Below are 15210 nucleotides of genomic sequence, written 5' to 3' on the forward strand. Positions count from 1 at the left end.
GCGACCCGCATGGGGGCAGGCACCAGGGAAACCGTGACCAAGATCGGCTGAAAGTTTCACCGCGCGTTGTCGGATCAGTGCGCGGCGTGGTTCAATGCGCAGGCCGGGCGGGCTGTTCGTGGGCAGGTTTCCTCTGTCGTCAGCGCAAGGGAATCCCCCCATGAAGTTATTCAAGTCTGCGGCGATCACCGCCGCATTGGTTCTGATCACGAGTGTCCTGATGGTGCCCACGCAGGCACAGGCGCACGGGGTGTCGATGTTCCCCGGTGCCCGGACGTTCCTGTGCTGGCAGGACGGCCTGCGGAGCAACGGCCAGATCCTCCCCTACAACCCGGCCTGCGCGGCGGCCGTCAACCAGAGCGGCGCGACCCCGTTGTACAACTGGTTCGCGGTGCTGCGCTCCGACGGTGCGGGCCGGACCAGCGGCTTCATCCCCGACGGGCAGCTCTGCAGCGGCGGCACCGGTGGGCCCTACGACTTCTCGGCCTACAACGCGGTCCGCTCCGACTGGCCGCTGACCCACCTGACCTCGGGCGCGACCATCCAGATGCGGCACAGCAACTGGGCGGCGCACCCGGGCAGCTTCGACTACTACGTCACCCGTAACGGCTGGAACCCGAACGGGCCGCTGAAGTGGTCGGACCTGGAGCGGTTCGGCACCGCCACGAACCCGCCCCAGAGCGGCGGGGTCGGCGGGCTCAACTACTACTACTGGAACGCCCAACTGCCCTCCGGCAAGAGCGGGCGGCACATCATCTACACGCACTGGAAGCGCTCGGACAGCAGCGAGAACTTCTACAGCTGCTCCGACGTGGTCTTCGACGGCGGCAACGGCAACGTCACCGGGGTCGGCCCCGGCGGCAGCACCCCTGGCCCGACGCCGACGGTCACGCCCACGGTCACTCCGACGCCGGGGGGCCCGAGCGCCTGCACCGCGACCTGGCGGGCGACCGACACCGGCTGGGCCGGCCACTTCCAGGGTGAGGTGACCGTGCGCAACACCGGCTCCAGCGCGATCAGTGGCTGGACGGTCAGGTGGAACTACAGCGGCGGCCAGGGCTTCGAGGGCCAGCCATGGAACGGCGTGCTGAGCGGCCAGCCACCCAACGTGACCGTCCAGAACGCCACTCACAACGGCCAGCTCGGAGCGAACGCGAGCACCACGTTCGGCTTCAACGCGACCGGCTCCGTCCCGAACCCCGCACCCACTCTGACCTGCAGCAGCCCGTGATCAAAACTCGTCGCGGGCTGATCGCGGCAATCGTCACCCTGGCCAGCCTGACCCTGGCCGGGGTGATGTTTTTCGCCGCCAGGCAGCCGTCGTCACAGCTCAACGAGGAGCTCGCCGCCCAGGTGACCCTGATACTCGAACAGGCCTCACCCGACGAGCACCACTCCCACGGGCACAACTTCGACTCCAGCGTCGTGTGCGCCGTGGAACCCTTCGGCACCGAGCCGCCCAACGCCACCTCTCTCGTCGAGGTCACCTGGGTCTACGTCCGGCACATGTGCGCGGTCACCGGGGTGAGCCCCGACTGGGCGTCCTCCGTACGGGCCTCCGGACCGATCGCCGTCAAGATCAGCATCCCGCCGCAGATCCGGGTGCCGGAGGCGGGGCAGGGCTATCCCGACCGGGTCCGGCGGATCATCCCGGCGCGGTACCACGAGCAGGCTTTCGCCGAGTTCACCGACGACGCCGCGATCGACGCGGCCCAGGAGAGGTTCGCCCTGGCCGAGAAGGCCAAGTAGGACCGCGGGGCAGGACCGAACAGGACCGCGGGGACAGGACCGAACAGGGTCGCGGGGCGGTCAGGACCTGCGGGACAGGACAGCCGACTGGACAACGGACGCGGCCGACGGAATGCGCCGGCCGCGTCCGTCCCATCCGGGCGGGATGGTGTTCGTTGAGCAGGGTTGTTGCTTCGCCTCACCTCCTCATACGCGACGCGGGACCGGTCGGTTCGCACGGATTCGTGGAACTCGGAGCTTCTGTGTGGCCTCGGGCTGTGGAACCGCCCCCGCCGCGATTGCGGCGGGGGCGGGGTCTTCGGTCAGGCGGGTGTGCAGGTGATCGGGTCGGGGGTGGTGGGCGTTCCGCCGGCGATGAAGCCGAACGTGGTGGTGGCGTTCGGCGCGAGCGCGCCGTTCCACGTCTCGTTCCGCACGGTGACCGGGCCGCCGGAGGCGGTGTGCCGGCCGCCCCAGAGCTGGGTGATGGCGTTCTGGGAAGCCCAGGAGACCGTCCAGCCGCTGATCGCCGCCGTGCCCGCGTTCCGCACCGTCACCTCGGCCTGGAACGAGCCGCCCCAGGTGCCCGTGACCCGGTACGCCGCCACGCACCCGCCGGTCGGCGCCGGCGTGTCCGAGGTGGTGAACGTCGTGGCCTCCGACCCCGCCGAGCTGTTGCCCGCCGCGTCCCTGGCCACCACGCTGACGGTGTAGGACGTGTCAGGGGTGAGCCCGCTCAGGTCGAAGGACGCGCTCGTGGCCGTGCCTGCCTTGGTGGACCCCAGGTAGACGTCATAGCCACTCACACCCACGTTGTCCGTGGCGGCGGTCCAGCTCAGCCGCGCGGTGGAGCCCGTGATCCCGGATGCCACGGGCTTGCCCGGCCTGCTGGGCGCAGTTCCGTCCTCTTCCTCCGGCCCGGGGAGCTCACCCCAGATCTTGGTGGCGCCGCTGAAGAGTGCGATGTTCTGGGTCCGCACCGGCGTCGCGCCGGGCGTGGTCGGGATGCCCTGGTACGACCAGTCGTTGGCCGGGTCCCAGGTGCCCGCGCTGGTGATCCTGAACTGCACCTCCCTGCGGTGCTGAGACTGCCCCGCCGGCGCGATGACCTGGCCCGAGCAGTCGATGTTGACGTAGTAGACGTTTCCGCCGGCCGGGTTCAGCGTGGGCGGCCGGCACTGCGTGTAGGCCGAGGACACGCTGAGCTGCGCGGCGGTGGTGGCGCCGTCGAGCGTGAAGTAGTAGCGGAACGACCCGTCGGACAGGACCCTGGCGGGCCAGGCCGACTGGTTGCGGACGAGGGCCTTGATCTCGGTGAAGGTGGTGCCGGAGGCGTTCACCCCGGCCTCGACGAAGATCTCGGGCCCGTCCGGCGTCTCCGCCACGGGGAAGTTCGCCGCCGGAGTCCCGCCGTACTCCCGGTGGAGCCGGGCCAGCGCGCTGGTGAAGCCGGCGTTGTAGTCGGTGGCGACCTCGTTCATGACGTAGTCGTCGCGGCGGTCGGTGTAGGCGTCGTTCGGGTCGGGCGGGCCGCCGACGAGGGCGCCGTACAGGGTGTGGCGGGTCTGCTCGGGGAAGGTGAGCTGGTCGGTCCACGAGCCGTGCGCCGTGCGGTGATGCGGGTTCTTCGGCGGGTTGGCGCCGAAACCGATCAGGTACGAGGAGTTGCGCGGGTTGTCGCCGAGCGCGTAGTTGATCTGCCGGACCGCGAAGTCGTGGTAGCGGGCCTTGCGGGTGGCGTCGCTGATCGAGTCGCTGTGCACGAGCGCCGCGAACGCGGTGTTGGCCGCGTACCGCAGCGAGCCCCAGCGGTCGAGCACGGCCTGGCCGCCCGGCGAATACCGCACCTGGGAGCCGTTGACGCCGACCGTCCACCAGTCGAGCCAGCGGTTGGCGTCGTCCAGGTAGCGCTGCTTGCCGGTCAGCTTGTGCAGCAGCACGTACGCGCCGTAGGACTTGTCATCCCACGCGATCGTCCATTTGTACGATTTGGTGGTGGTCTGCGGCTCGTTGCCCAGGCTGTCGTAGCCCGTCTCGGCCCTGGCCAGGTAGGAGGCGTCGTTGGTGGCCCGGTAGAGCCAGATCGCGCCCCACACCAGCTCGTCGTTGAAGCCGCTCCACGAGTTGTAGTAGCTACTGGCGTCGGTGATGCACTCGCTGTACTTCCGCCGGACGGTGTCGGCGAAGGAGTAGAGCTGCTTGGCATGCGTCACCAGCGTGTCAGCATAAGACGGGTTTGTCGGGCGGAAGACGATCGAGGAGGCCGCCATCGCCGCCGCCGTCTCGCCCGCCAGGTCCGACCCGCCGCACGAGGTGTCGATCCGGTACGCCGGCCGCGCCATCTGCATCGCCTCGGCCGGCCCCCACCAGGCGTGGTCCGTGCCGCCGTTGCCGACCTGGCCATAGAGCACGTTCGCCGACGGGTGGGCCTTGATGAAGTAGTCGTTGACGAACTTGAGGTTGTTGAGCAGGTGCGTGAGCTGGCCGGAGGAGCCGTAGGCGTCGCGGTACTCGACCGCGCCCCAGGCCAGCATCGTGGCGGAGAAGGCCATCGGGAAGCCGAACTTGACGTGGTCGCCCGCGTCGTACCAGCCGCCCGTGAGGTCCAGACCGGCGTCCCGGCCGTCGTTCATGCCCGAGTCGCCGCGCCAGCCGACACGGCTCCACGCGGGCTTGGCGCCCGACTGCTGGGCCTCGTAGAACCACAGGGACTTCTGCAGCGCCTCACCGTAGTTGAAGGCCGGTGCGGCGTGGGCCGCCGGCCCCGCCCACAACAGGGGCAGGACCAGCGACGCCACCGCTATCAGTGCTTTTCTCACGGGAAGAGCCGCCCGTACTCGGCCAGGGCGACGGCGACATCCACCTGCGCCCAGAATCGGTGGTAGTTGAAGGTCGGCGCGGGGCCGGTGCCGTTCAGGAAGGCACTGACCTCCGGCCAGTCGGGGTCGTCCTCGTAGAACGACCTGATCGACAGGAATGTCGAGTTGGAGTTGATCGGATCGCCGTTGGGCATCTCGCCGGTCCAGCCCGACGGCACGAAGACGGGGTCGTCGATGCGCTGGTAGTCGGTCTTGGTCTCCGGCACCGACACGCCCCTGGCGTCGCGGTTCTCCCAGACGCCGTCGAGCAGCGCCTTGGCGGTGTCACGCGCCTCGGCGTGGTTCGCCCTGGCCGCGTAGTACATCAGCACCTTGGCGTACGCGCCGGCAACGCCCACGTCCTGCGTGTGGTCCACGACGGTCACGTGCAGGTTCGGGTTGTTCGCCGGCATGCCGGAGGTGGAGCTGAAGTCCCCGGCCGGCTGGCCGGTCCAGCGCAGCGTGGAGGGGATCTGGTAGCTGCCGTCCGAGCCGATCGTGGTGTTGTCCAGCGCCCAGGTCACCCACTTGTCGAGCAGGGCCTTGGCGTCGGCGTTGCCGGTGACGTTGTAGAGCTCGGCCACCCGCTCCATCGTCCAGGCCTGGAAGCCGAACCACTGGTTGGACGGCGGGTCGTGGTAGACCGGCTGCCAGTCGTAGGCCATGCCGAAGAACTTCGGCAGCCCGGACGGCGGCGCGCTGTAGTTGCCGTTCCAGCTGTTGGTCGCGCCACCGGCGATGGCGCCCTCGGCCGACTGCAGCCACCTGTAGAACTGCAACTGCCTGGTGAGGCTGGTGCTCCAGTCGGTGGCCGCGGTCGAGCTCCTGGGCCGCAGCGCGGTCACGTTCGACAGCACATAAGCGGCCATCGGGTTCTGGTAGCCGGAGTGGTTGTGGCTGGAGCCGATGCGCCAGGCCCAGCCGGCGTTCGAGTCGGTCGCCCCGCCCCAGGCGTAGTACCAGTTCAGCAGGTAGGCCGACGAGTCCTTGCCGGTGCCCGCCGGGCACGAGGGGCTCGTGCAGCCGGGCCGCTTGAAGTACTTGTCGTACATGGCGTACCGCAGGTAGTCACCCATCCTGGCGGCCTTGGCCACCGTGGCGGAGATCTGCGAGGCTCTGCCCTGCGCCGTGGCCCAGGTCTGCGCCCAGTACGCCACCTGCACGGCCCGCGCGTCGGCGTCGGGGGCGTTGGTGTACTTCCACTGCCTGGCGTAGGAGCTGTCCCTGACGAACAGGTCCAGGTAGCCGTTGGTGCCGCCGTGGGCGAAGGTGTCGCAGGACGGCTGCGGGATCGTCTCGAAGACCGACTCCTCCGGGCCGCGCTGGTAGGTGTTGATGTAGGCGGGCTTGGTCGTGCCGTCGCCGCAACGGCCGAAGCCGTAGGTGTTGTCCACGTCGAGCAGCCAGTGCATGCCGTAGATGTCGCGGGTGCCGTACGTGCTCTGCAGCTCGTTGGCCAGCGGGTCGACGCCGGGGGTGACACCGGTGTCCATCTGGCTCGGGTAGTTGCTGATCGTCAGGTGCTCGGGCGCGTACGTGGCCGGGTCCGACGGGTTGTAGAAGGAGTTGGTCGGCTGGTCGGCCGTGGCCGGGATGATGTACCTCTCCAGGGAGGTCCAGGCGTTGTTGAACTTCGTCCAGTCGCCGGTGACCTGCCCGTAGACCGCCTCCAGCCACAGGTAGTAGCTGTAGGCCTCGGACGTGGTCTCGTGCCCGTGGTCCGGCGCCTCGACCATGAACGTCTCGACCGAGTGGTACGGCACGCCCTCGGGCGAGAAGTAACCGTTGGCCGGGTCGTGGATCTCGTTGTAGAGCTCGACGAAGCGCTGGACGTACTCGTTGTCGCCGCCCACGTCGTCGTCCGCCTCGGTGGCGGTGACGTCCACCGACGGATACCCGGTGGCGCTCACCCGGAAGACGGCCGAGCCGGCGGTCGTGTCGGAGTCATTGGCCGCGGCCAGCGGCACGTTCTGCACGGTGTTCCAGTTGGTCGGGCTGAAGGTCCTGGTGGCGCTGCCCGAGACCGTCAGGTCGGTGTCACCGCTGACGCGGGCGACGGTGACGGTCACGTTGGAGGTGGGCGCCTGCGACAGCCGTACCCCGATGTTCGCGGTACCGGACTCCGGCACGGACAGGCTCGTCGGGCTCACGTTGAGCCCGGGGCCCGTGCTCTGGGAGACGGTGATCCCGACCGGCGACGACGTGGTGGTCGCGCCGCCGTTGTCGGTGGCCCTGGCGGTGATCGAGTAGCTGCCCGCCGCCACGTTCGTCCAGTTGTAGCTGTACGGGGACGAGGTGTCGGTGCCCAGCAGCGTGGAGCCCTGGTAGAAGTCGACCCTGCTGACCGTGCCGTTGGCGTCGGCGGCGTTCGCGGCGATCGGCACGGTGGCCGGGGCGGTGAACATCTGCCCGGCGCTCGGCGAGGTCAGCGACACGGTGGGCGGTGTGTTGGTGCCGGTGCCGCCGCACGTGGTGCCGTTGACGCTGAACGAGGTCGGGTTCGGGTTGCTGCCGGTCCAGGTGCCGTTGAAGCCCATGGTGACGGAGGCTCCGGTGGCCAGGTTGCCGTTGTAGGACATGTTCGTACCCGTGACGCGGGTGCCCGACTGGCTCCAGTTGGCGCCCCAGCCCGTCGGAGTGTACCGCTGGCCCGTGGTCGGGTAGTCGAAGGCCAGCGACCAGGACGTGAGCGGGTCACCGGTGTTGCGCAGCGTGATGTTCGCGGTGAAACCGCCCTGGCCGGGGCTGCTCGTCCACTGGTTGGCCGCGTACGTCACGTCGCAGGCCACGGCCGCCTGGGCGGGGACCGCCGCCACGGCTGCGGTCGCGCTCGCGACGAGGACGAGGGTCGTGGCCACGGCGAGCCGCCTCGTTAAGCGCGTAATAAGGGGTGGAGGTCTGTACTTCACGGGGTCTCCATGGGAGTAGGGGTGTGGGAGCGCTCCCAATGGGGATTGTCTGTGCCGTCCGGCGTATGTCAACGGAATGGCGCTTCGGTAACCCTCGCGTTTCCTCTCACCAGGCTGCCCGGGATGAAAGTTTCATCCGCATTCCAGGGCATTCGGCGAGCATGCGGGGCAGCGAACACCTCCGCAAAAGACGCCCTCTGTACAGGGCTCCGAGTGCGGCTCACCATGGGAGCGCTCCCACCATCTAACACTGGAGATGATCGCTCGTGAGACTCCAACGCGGCCTCCGCAAATGGGCCGTGACCATGACCGCCGCGAGTGTCGCGGCCATGGGACTCGTCGCCGGCCAGAGCACGGCCGCCAACGCCGCCGTCGCCTGCGACGTGACCTACTCAGCCAACTCGTGGACGAGCAGCCCTGGTCAGGGCGGTTTCACCGCGAACATCACGCTGCGCAACACCGGTGACCCGCTCACGTCCTGGTCGCTGGCCTTCGACTATCCGACGACCACGCAGAGGTACAGCCCCACCGGCTGGGGCGCCAACTGGAGCCAGTCGGGCAGCCGGGTGACCGGTACGAACATGTCCTACAACGGCAACCTGGCCACCGGGGCCTCCCTCACCATGGGCTTCAACGGCACCTGGTCGGGCACCAACCCGAACCCGACCTCCTTCAGCGTCAACGGCACCACCTGTGGCGGCACCAACCCGACCGTGCCGTCCGTGGTCACCTCGGCCAGCTCGGTCGCGGTCAACGAGGGCGGCACGGCCACGTTCACCGCCCGGCTGTCGGCGGCGCCCAGCTCCAACGTGACCCTCACCACCAGCCGGACCAGCGGCGACACCGACCTGTCCGTCAGCTCGGGCGCCTCGCTGAGCTTCACCACGTCCAACTGGAACACTCCCCAGACGGTGACCCTGGCCGCGGCCCAGGACAGCGACACCGCCTCCGGCTCGGCCGCGTTCACCGTCGGCGGCACCGGCGTCACCTCCGCCACGGTCAACGCCACCGAGGTGGACGACGACTCCACCACGGCGCAGTCGATCGTCGTGACCCCGACCTCGGTCACCGTGCCCGAGGGCGGCACCGCCGGTTACACCGTGGCACTGGCCAGGCAGCCCAGCTCGAACGTGAGCGTCACCTCGACCGCGGGCAGCGGTGACACCAACATCACCGTCTCCTCGGGCGGCAGCCTCACGTTCACCACGTCGAACTGGAACACCCCCCAGACGGTGACCCTGGCCGCCGCGCAGGACTCCGACACGACCAACGGCAGCCGTACGTTCACGGTCGCCTCCAGCGGCCTGACCTCCAGAACGGTCACCGCCACCGAGGCCGACGACGACGGCGCGCCGCCCACCGGCCACGTCGAGAACCCGTACGCCGGCGCCACCGGCTACGTCAACCCCGACTGGCGGGCCAAGGCCGCCGCCGAGCCCGGCGGCGCAGCGGTGGCCAACACCTCCACGGCCGTGTGGATGGACCGCATCGCGGCCATCGCCGGCCCGAGCGGGGTCATGGGCCTCCGAGCGCACCTGGACGAGGCCGTCACGCAGGACGCCGCCAACGGCTCGGCGCCGCTGACCATCCAGATCGTCATCTACAACCTGCCCAACCGCGACTGCTCCGCGCTGGCCTCCAACGGCGAGCTGCTCATCGCGGAGAACGGCTTCAACCGCTACCGCACCGAGTACATCGACCCGATCGCGGCCATCCTGCGCGACAGCGCCTACCGCAACCTGCGCATCGTCACGATCATCGAGCCCGACTCGCTGCCGAACCTGGTCACCAACCTCAACAGCTTCCCCAAGTGCCAGGAGGCCAACGGGCCCGGCGGCTACGTGGACGGCGTGCGCTACGCGCTGAACCAGCTCCACGCCATCACCAACGTCTACACCTACGTCGACGCCGCCCACCACGCGTGGCTGGGCTGGGACTCGAACTTCAACCCGTCGGTCAACCTGTTCTACAGCACCGTCGCCGGTACGACCGCGGGCGTGGACAGCGTGGACGGCTTCATCGTCAACACCGCCAACTACTCCGCGACCACCGAGCCGTACTTCAGCGTCAGCGGCTCAGTGGGCGGCCAGCCCATCCGGCAGTCCACCTGGGTGGACTGGAACTACTACATCGACGAGATGACCTTCGCCAGGGACCTGCGCTCCGCGCTCGTCAGCCGGGGCTTCCGCAGCGGGCTCGGCATGCTCATCGACACCTCGCGCAACGGCTGGGGCGGCAGCGCCCGCCCGAGCGGCCCGAGCAGCTCGACGGAGCTGAACCCCTTCGTCGAACAGTCCCGCGTCGACCGCCGCATCCACGCCGGCAACTGGTGCAACCAGAACGGCGCGGGCCTCGGCGCGCGGCCGACCGCCAGCCCGGCCTCGGGCTTCGACGCCTACGTCTGGATCAAGCCGCCGGGCGAGTCCGACGGCGCCAGCACGGACATCGAGAACGACGAGGGCAAGAAGTTCGACCGGATGTGCGACCCGACCTACACCGGCAACGACCTCAACAAGAACAACATGAGCGGCGCCCTGGCCAACGCCCCGTTGTCGGGCCGCTGGTTCTCCGCGCAGTTCAGGCAACTGCTCGCCAACGCCTACCCGCCCGTCAACTGAGATCGGCCCGCGGGGCCGGAATCCGGCCCCGACCCGGGAGACCCGCCTGACCCGGGTCCCCCGGCAACCGGAAGGGGTCCCGGCCGCGTGCCGGGGCCCCTTCACCGCCAGGTCCGGGCCGCGCTGCGCGGCAAGCCGGCGGAGACGATCGGGATCGGCGATCGAGCGGGCCGCCGCGCTATCCCTGCTGCCGCTCGCGCCACTCGGACACGATCCGGTCGGCGTCGAAGGGCATCAGGTTGAGCGGCGGCCCAGACAGGCCCGTCCTGATCGCCTGGCGGATCCTGTCGTTGATCTCCTCGATGATCTGCCGCGCCTCGGTCTCCGACCTGGCCCCGAGCGCGCCGGCCAGCGCCTCCTCCGCCTCCTTGCGTAGCGCCAGCGTGGGCGGAAGGGGCATGGTCAGCCCCTCGCTCTCCACCTTCTGCTTGATCCACCACATCTCGCTGTGCTCGCGGTGCAGGTTGGGCAGCGGCTTGCCGGAACCCGGCAGGTTGTCGAACTCGCCGCGCTCCTCGGCCTCGCGGACCTGCCTGTCGACCCAGCTCTCGAAGGGGACGCCGGCGGGTTTGCGATCGGGCATGTGCGCCTCCTCAGGCGAGGTTGTGGGCGGGGGCGAGCGGGCCGCGCCAGCCGAGCACGGCCTCGGTCATGCGTACGGACGCGACCGTCGCGGCCACGTCGTGCACCCGCAGGATGCGGGCGCCCTTGAGGATGGAGACGACGTTGGCGGCGATCGTGCCCTCCTTGCGCTCCCCCTGGGGGAGGTCGAGGGTCTCGCCGATGAAGTCCTTGTTGGACAGCGCCACCAGGGTCGGATAGCCGATCGAGGTGATCTCCTCCAGCCGGCGCGTCAGCTCCAGCGAGTGGAAGGTGTTCTTGTTCAGGTCGTGACCGGGATCGATGATGATCCGGTCGGCGGCGATGCCCGCCTTGAGCGCGGCCGAGACCCGCTCGCGCAGGAAGTCCGCCACCTCGGAGACGACGTCGGCGTAGCTCGGCCGGAAGACCCGCCGGCCGGGGCCGCCGAGACTGTGCGTGACGACCACGCTGACGCCGGCCGCCGCGGCGACCTCGGCGATGCCCGGCTCGCGCAGGCCGTTGGTGTCGTTGAGGACGTCGGCGCCGGCCTCGATGGCCGCCCGCGCCACCTCGGGCCGGTGGGTGTCCACGGAGATCACGGCGTCGGTGGCGGCCCTGACCTCGGCGATGACCGGGGCGACCCGCTCGATCTCCTCCTCCACGCCGATCGCCGCCTGGGCGGCGCTGAAGGCGAATCCGCCGATGTCCACCCAGTCCGCCCCGTCCTCCACCGCCTTGATGGCCGCCGCGACGGCGCCGTCGAGGGCGTAGGTGCGGCCCTGGTCGTGAAAGGAGTTGGGCGTCCTGTTGACGATGGCCATGACGGCGACCTGGCGCTCGAAATCGAACTCCCGCCGCCCGATGCGCCGCACAGGAGAGATGATCTCCGGAAAAGGCCGCTCGCCGCTCACGGCCTTGAGCCTACCCGGCCACCGGCCAGGCCAGACGACAGGCTGTCACCCGGACCCGCACGCGGAGGGCTCGGCATTGAGCACGCGGTAAGGCCCGGCTTCGGCGTCGGTCGCTCGGAGGGCTTGACCTCAGGCGTTGAAGTCGCCGAGCGAGCGCCCGCCGGCCGTCATCACCCTGATCCGCCTCATGGTCATGTGGTCGCCGACGTCGAGCTTCCTTGGTAACCGCATGGTGAGCCGGACCGTCGTGCCACCCGGCCCGGTACGGAGGTCCACCGCGTCGCACAGCCGGCGGATGAGATAGATCCCCCGGCCGGTGGAGGTCTGGTCGGACGGCCTGCGATGGCCTTTGACGTAACCGTCGGGGATGCCCGGCCCCCGATCGATCGTCTCGGAGCGGATGACACCGTCAACCGCCCACAACCGGAAATGCCCGTGCCCGCCCGCGTGCTCCACGGCGTTGACGACGCTTTCGTGCACGGCCAGGACGAAGTCGTCCAGCCGGGGACCGCTCAGGCCACAGGCCTCAGCCTGCCCGGCCACCGCGTGCCGCAGCTTCGTGATGTCGAGAAGCGTAAAAGACTGGGTCAATAGGGTGCGCATGGCAGGCTCCTCCAACCTTGCCTTGGTACGCCGACGCGCAAACAAACGAAGGGCTGTCGCCTTTCGCGGGAAAAAAGTGAACGACTGCAAGAAACGGCTTCACAGTGAAAGTCCATGCGCTCCTCCACGTCATTCCGCGTGCGGGCCGCGCTTTTGGACCTCCTGATCTATCGCCTTCCCCGACAAGGAGAAAGTACACTCCGTTGAGATTTACGGATGTCCGCCAACCCCTGTTGCGAGCTCCCGAATCCGCCCGACCGGCCCGGCGTCGGGAGCCAGCGGCGCGGTGTCCATCCCGGCGCCGTCGTGCAGCCCCTCGATGAGCTCCCGGATCGCCTGCCACGACGAGTGCCGTGGCGTCCAGCCCAGCACATCCCTCGCCCGGCCGGTGCTCATGACCGGGATGCTCAGGGCCAGCTCCAACAGCCCCGGCGCGGCGGGCACGAGCCGCAGGTGCCAGCCCGCCGCCATGACCGCCCTGGCCAGCGCGTACGGCACCCGCATCGTACGGGTGCCGAGCAGCTCGGCCAGGTCGGCCGGATCGAGCACCGGCTCGCCGGCGAGGTTGAAGGCCCCCCGCACCGGCCGGGTGACGGCCAGCCGGTAGGCCTCCGCCGCGTCCTCGGCGTGCAGGATCTGCAGCCGCAGTCCCGGCACATCCGGCACGAAAGGGATGCGGCCCTCCCTGATCAGCCGCCGTGGCACGAACGGCCCGGCGAACAAGCGGCGCTGCTCCGAGGCCGCCGCACGCTGGAAGATGAACCCGGGCCGCATGCGCACCACCCGGATGCCCGGATGGTCGTGCTCGAACACGTCGAGCACCCGCTCCACGTAGGCCTTCTCCCGCCCGTACGCGGCACCCGGCCAGCCGTGCGTGGGCCAGCTCTCGTCCACGGGCCGGTCCTTGGGCCCCGGCGAGTACGCCCCCACGGACGAGGCGTGCACCAGCGCGGGCACCCCCGCCTCCGCGACCGCTCGGAAGACCCGCATGCTGCCCAGCACGTTGGCCCGCCAGGTCACCGCCGGGTCCCTGGTCGGCTGGAACAGCCAGGCCAGATGCACCACGGCGTCCGCGCCCTCGAAGATCGGCGCCAGGTCGTCGGTCGCCACGTCGGCCCGGTGCCAGTCGGTGCGGTCGACCCGCCACTCGGGCAGCCGCCGGGCGATCCCCACGATCGAGGTCACGCCTTCGTCCGCGGCCAGCGCGCGCACCACGCAAGTGCCGACATTCCCGGTGGCACCCACCACAACGACTCTCATGGCGCTTCGCTGCCCGCCGAGCGGCCGGCGAAACACCCTGACCTGCGTGTTCTACGGCTGGAGCAGGATCTTGACGGCCCCGTCGGCCTTCCGCTGGAACATCTGGTAAGCCATCGGCGCCTGCTCCAGCGGCAACCGGTGCGTGGTCAGGTCCATCACGCCGAGCGGGTCGGCGGCGTCGGTCACCAGTGGCAGCAGCGCGTTGGTCCACCGGCGGACGTGGGCCTGCCCCATGCGCATGGTGATGCCCTTGTCGAACATGCGCAGCATGGGCATGGGGTCCGCCATGCCGCCGTAGAGGCCGGTGACGGAGATGACGCCGCCCCTGCGTACGGTGTCGATGGCGTGGTGGAGCGCGGCGAGGCGGTCGACGCCGGCGTTCGACATGAGCGGCGCGGCCACGGCGCTGGGCAGCAGCCCGGTGATCGTCTGGGCGATCTTGGCCGCGGGCGAACCGTGCGCCTCCATGCCGACCGCGTCGATGACCGAGTCGGTGCCCCGCCCCGACGTCCGCTCGCGGACCTCCGCGGCCACATCGAGGATCTCACCGGCGTCGATCACCTCGATGCCATGGCGGCGGGCCATCTCCAGGCGCTCGGTGACGCCGTCCACGCCGAACACCCGATGGCCGAGGTGGCGGGCGATACGGGCGCACATCTGGCCGATCGGGCCGAGGCCGAAGACGGTGACGCTGCCGCCCTCGGGGATGTCCGCGAACTCGACGGCCTGCCAGGCGGTCGGCAGCACGTCGGACAGGTAGAGGAAGCGCTCGTCCGGCGGCCCCTCGGGCACCTTGATCGGGCCGAACTGGGCCTCGGGCACCCGCAGGTATTCGGCCTGACCGCCGGGGATCTGCCCGTACAGCCTGGTGTAGCCGAACAGCGCGGCACCCATGCCCTGCTCGCGCACCTGGGTGGTCTCGCACTGTGCGTACAGCTCCTTGCCGCACATGTGGCACCGGCCGCAGGAGATGTTGAACGGGATGACCACGCGGTCGCCGGGCTTGATGTTCGTGATCGCGGACCCGACCTCCTCGACGACGCCCATGGGCTCGTGCCCGAGAATGTCGCCCTCGGCCATGAACGGCCCGAACAGCTCGTAAAGGTGCAGGTCGGAGCCGCAGATCCCGGTGCTGGTGACCCTGATGACCGCGTCGTTGGGCTCCTTGACGGCCGGGTCGGGGACTTCCTCGACGCGTACGTCACGCTTGCCGTGCCAGGTGACTGCCTTCATCGTGTCTCCTCGTTGCCGGGGGCACAAATGCCGCATACCCCCACATAGGGCCCCAAACGACTTCGAAGGCCGCCCCCCACCACCGTCCCGGACTGCGGCGCCTCGGCAGCCGACGGCACCCGGGCCTACGGCTGCTCCTCCGCGAGCCGCAGTGCCTCCTCGACCAGCGTCTCCACGATCTGCGACTCGGGCACGGTCTTGACCACCTCGCCCCTGACGAAGATCTGCCCCTTGCCGTTGCCCGCGGCCACTCCCAGGTCGGCCTCGCGGGCCTCGCCCGGGCCGTTGACCACGCACCCCATGACCGCCACCCGCAGCGGACGCGCGTCGCGACCGGCGCACCGACGGAAGTCCAAGATCTACAGCGGCCACGATCGCAGCTCCTAATGAGTGTTGGGAGTAAGCCATCCGGCAGACTCCGTAGTGGGTAGTGGCTGCCGGCAGGTGAGCACTTTCGGCTCCTGGACATCGAGTCCTGACGAAAGACCGTGCCCCTGCCGGGTGGTCG

10 protein-coding genes and 1 pseudogene are annotated in these 15210 nt (G+C 69.7%); 3 read left to right on the forward strand and 8 right to left on the reverse strand.

Annotated elements, in window-relative coordinates:
- Positions 1–160: 160 nt before the first annotated feature.
- Complete coding sequence (locus ABGB18_RS37065) at positions 161–1231, forward strand: lytic polysaccharide monooxygenase (RefSeq protein WP_347700337.1); 1071 nt, start codon at positions 161–163, stop codon at positions 1229–1231.
- Positions 1228–1749 (forward strand): hypothetical protein, encoded by a 522-nt coding sequence (locus ABGB18_RS37070; protein ID WP_347700338.1) that lies wholly within the window; start codon positions 1228–1230, stop codon positions 1747–1749. The genes ABGB18_RS37065 and ABGB18_RS37070 overlap by 4 nt, the downstream gene beginning before the upstream one ends.
- A 302-nt stretch (positions 1750–2051) precedes the next feature.
- Here ABGB18_RS37070 and ABGB18_RS37075 read toward each other — a convergent pair whose 3' ends face one another.
- A complete protein-coding gene (locus ABGB18_RS37075; RefSeq protein ID WP_347700345.1) occupies positions 2052–4535 on the reverse strand; it encodes a glycoside hydrolase family 9 protein in 2484 nt (827 codons plus the stop codon).
- Positions 4536–4543: 8 nt separating this feature from the next.
- A complete protein-coding gene (locus tag ABGB18_RS37080; RefSeq protein ID WP_347700339.1) occupies positions 4544–7444 on the reverse strand; it encodes a glycoside hydrolase family 48 protein in 2901 nt (966 codons plus the stop codon).
- 356 nt (positions 7445–7800) lie between these two features.
- Between ABGB18_RS37080 and ABGB18_RS37085 the strand changes: the two genes are divergently transcribed.
- Positions 7801–10113 carry a glycoside hydrolase family 6 protein gene (locus ABGB18_RS37085; protein WP_347700346.1) on the forward strand — a complete coding sequence of 771 codons (2313 nt, stop codon included), beginning with the start codon at positions 7801–7803 and terminating at the stop codon, positions 10111–10113.
- A 178-nt stretch (positions 10114–10291) separates the two neighbouring features.
- Here ABGB18_RS37085 and ABGB18_RS37090 read toward each other — a convergent pair whose 3' ends face one another.
- From ABGB18_RS37090 to ABGB18_RS37115, 6 genes and pseudogenes are all read right to left on the reverse strand, one after another.
- Positions 10292–10696, reverse strand: coding sequence for a DUF1992 domain-containing protein (locus tag ABGB18_RS37090; RefSeq protein ID WP_347700340.1), 405 nt, complete (start codon positions 10694–10696; stop codon positions 10292–10294).
- 10 nt (positions 10697–10706) lie between these two features.
- The gene (gene folP, locus ABGB18_RS37095) at positions 10707–11606 is read right to left on the reverse strand and encodes a dihydropteroate synthase (RefSeq protein WP_347700341.1); all 900 of its coding nucleotides are present in this window, start codon (positions 11604–11606) and stop codon (positions 10707–10709) included.
- A 129-nt stretch (positions 11607–11735) separates the two neighbouring features.
- Complete coding sequence (locus ABGB18_RS37100) at positions 11736–12209, reverse strand: ATP-binding protein (protein WP_347700342.1); 474 nt, start codon at positions 12207–12209, stop codon at positions 11736–11738.
- 210 nt (positions 12210–12419) lie between these two features.
- Positions 12420–13469: an NAD-dependent epimerase/dehydratase family protein gene (locus ABGB18_RS37105; RefSeq protein WP_347700343.1), complete on the reverse strand. Its 1050-nt coding sequence runs from the start codon at positions 13467–13469 to the stop codon at positions 12420–12422.
- Positions 13470–13520: 51 nt separating this feature from the next.
- On the reverse strand, positions 13521–14702 hold the full coding sequence (locus ABGB18_RS37110; RefSeq protein WP_347700344.1) for a zinc-dependent alcohol dehydrogenase: 1182 nt from the start codon (positions 14700–14702) through the stop codon (positions 13521–13523).
- Between the two features lie 125 nt (positions 14703–14827).
- Positions 14828–15022 (reverse strand): annotated as a pseudogene (locus tag ABGB18_RS37115) (flavodoxin-dependent (E)-4-hydroxy-3-methylbut-2-enyl-diphosphate synthase); the annotation flags it as partial.
- Positions 15023–15210: the final 188 nt, after the last annotated feature.

The sequence above is a fragment of the Nonomuraea sp. B12E4 genome (assembly GCF_039871825.1).
Lineage (GTDB): Bacteria > Actinomycetota > Actinomycetes > Streptosporangiales > Streptosporangiaceae > Nonomuraea.

Bases quoted from the DNA above. Each gene is read 5' to 3' on its own strand.
- ABGB18_RS37065 (WP_347700337.1), top strand. From the start codon at position 161: ATGAAGTTATTCAAGTCTGCGGCGATCACCGCCGCATTGGTTCTGATC.
- ABGB18_RS37105 (WP_347700343.1), bottom strand. From the start codon at position 13,469: ATGAGAGTCGTTGTGGTGGGTGCCACCGGGAATGTCGGCACTTGCGTG.
- ABGB18_RS37090 (WP_347700340.1), bottom strand. From the start codon at position 10,696: ATGCCCGATCGCAAACCCGCCGGCGTCCCCTTCGAGAGCTGGGTCGAC.
- ABGB18_RS37110 (WP_347700344.1), bottom strand. From the start codon at position 14,702: ATGAAGGCAGTCACCTGGCACGGCAAGCGTGACGTACGCGTCGAGGAA.
- ABGB18_RS37085 (WP_347700346.1), top strand. From the start codon at position 7,801: ATGACCGCCGCGAGTGTCGCGGCCATGGGACTCGTCGCCGGCCAGAGC.
- ABGB18_RS37100 (WP_347700342.1), bottom strand. From the start codon at position 12,209: ATGCGCACCCTATTGACCCAGTCTTTTACGCTTCTCGACATCACGAAG.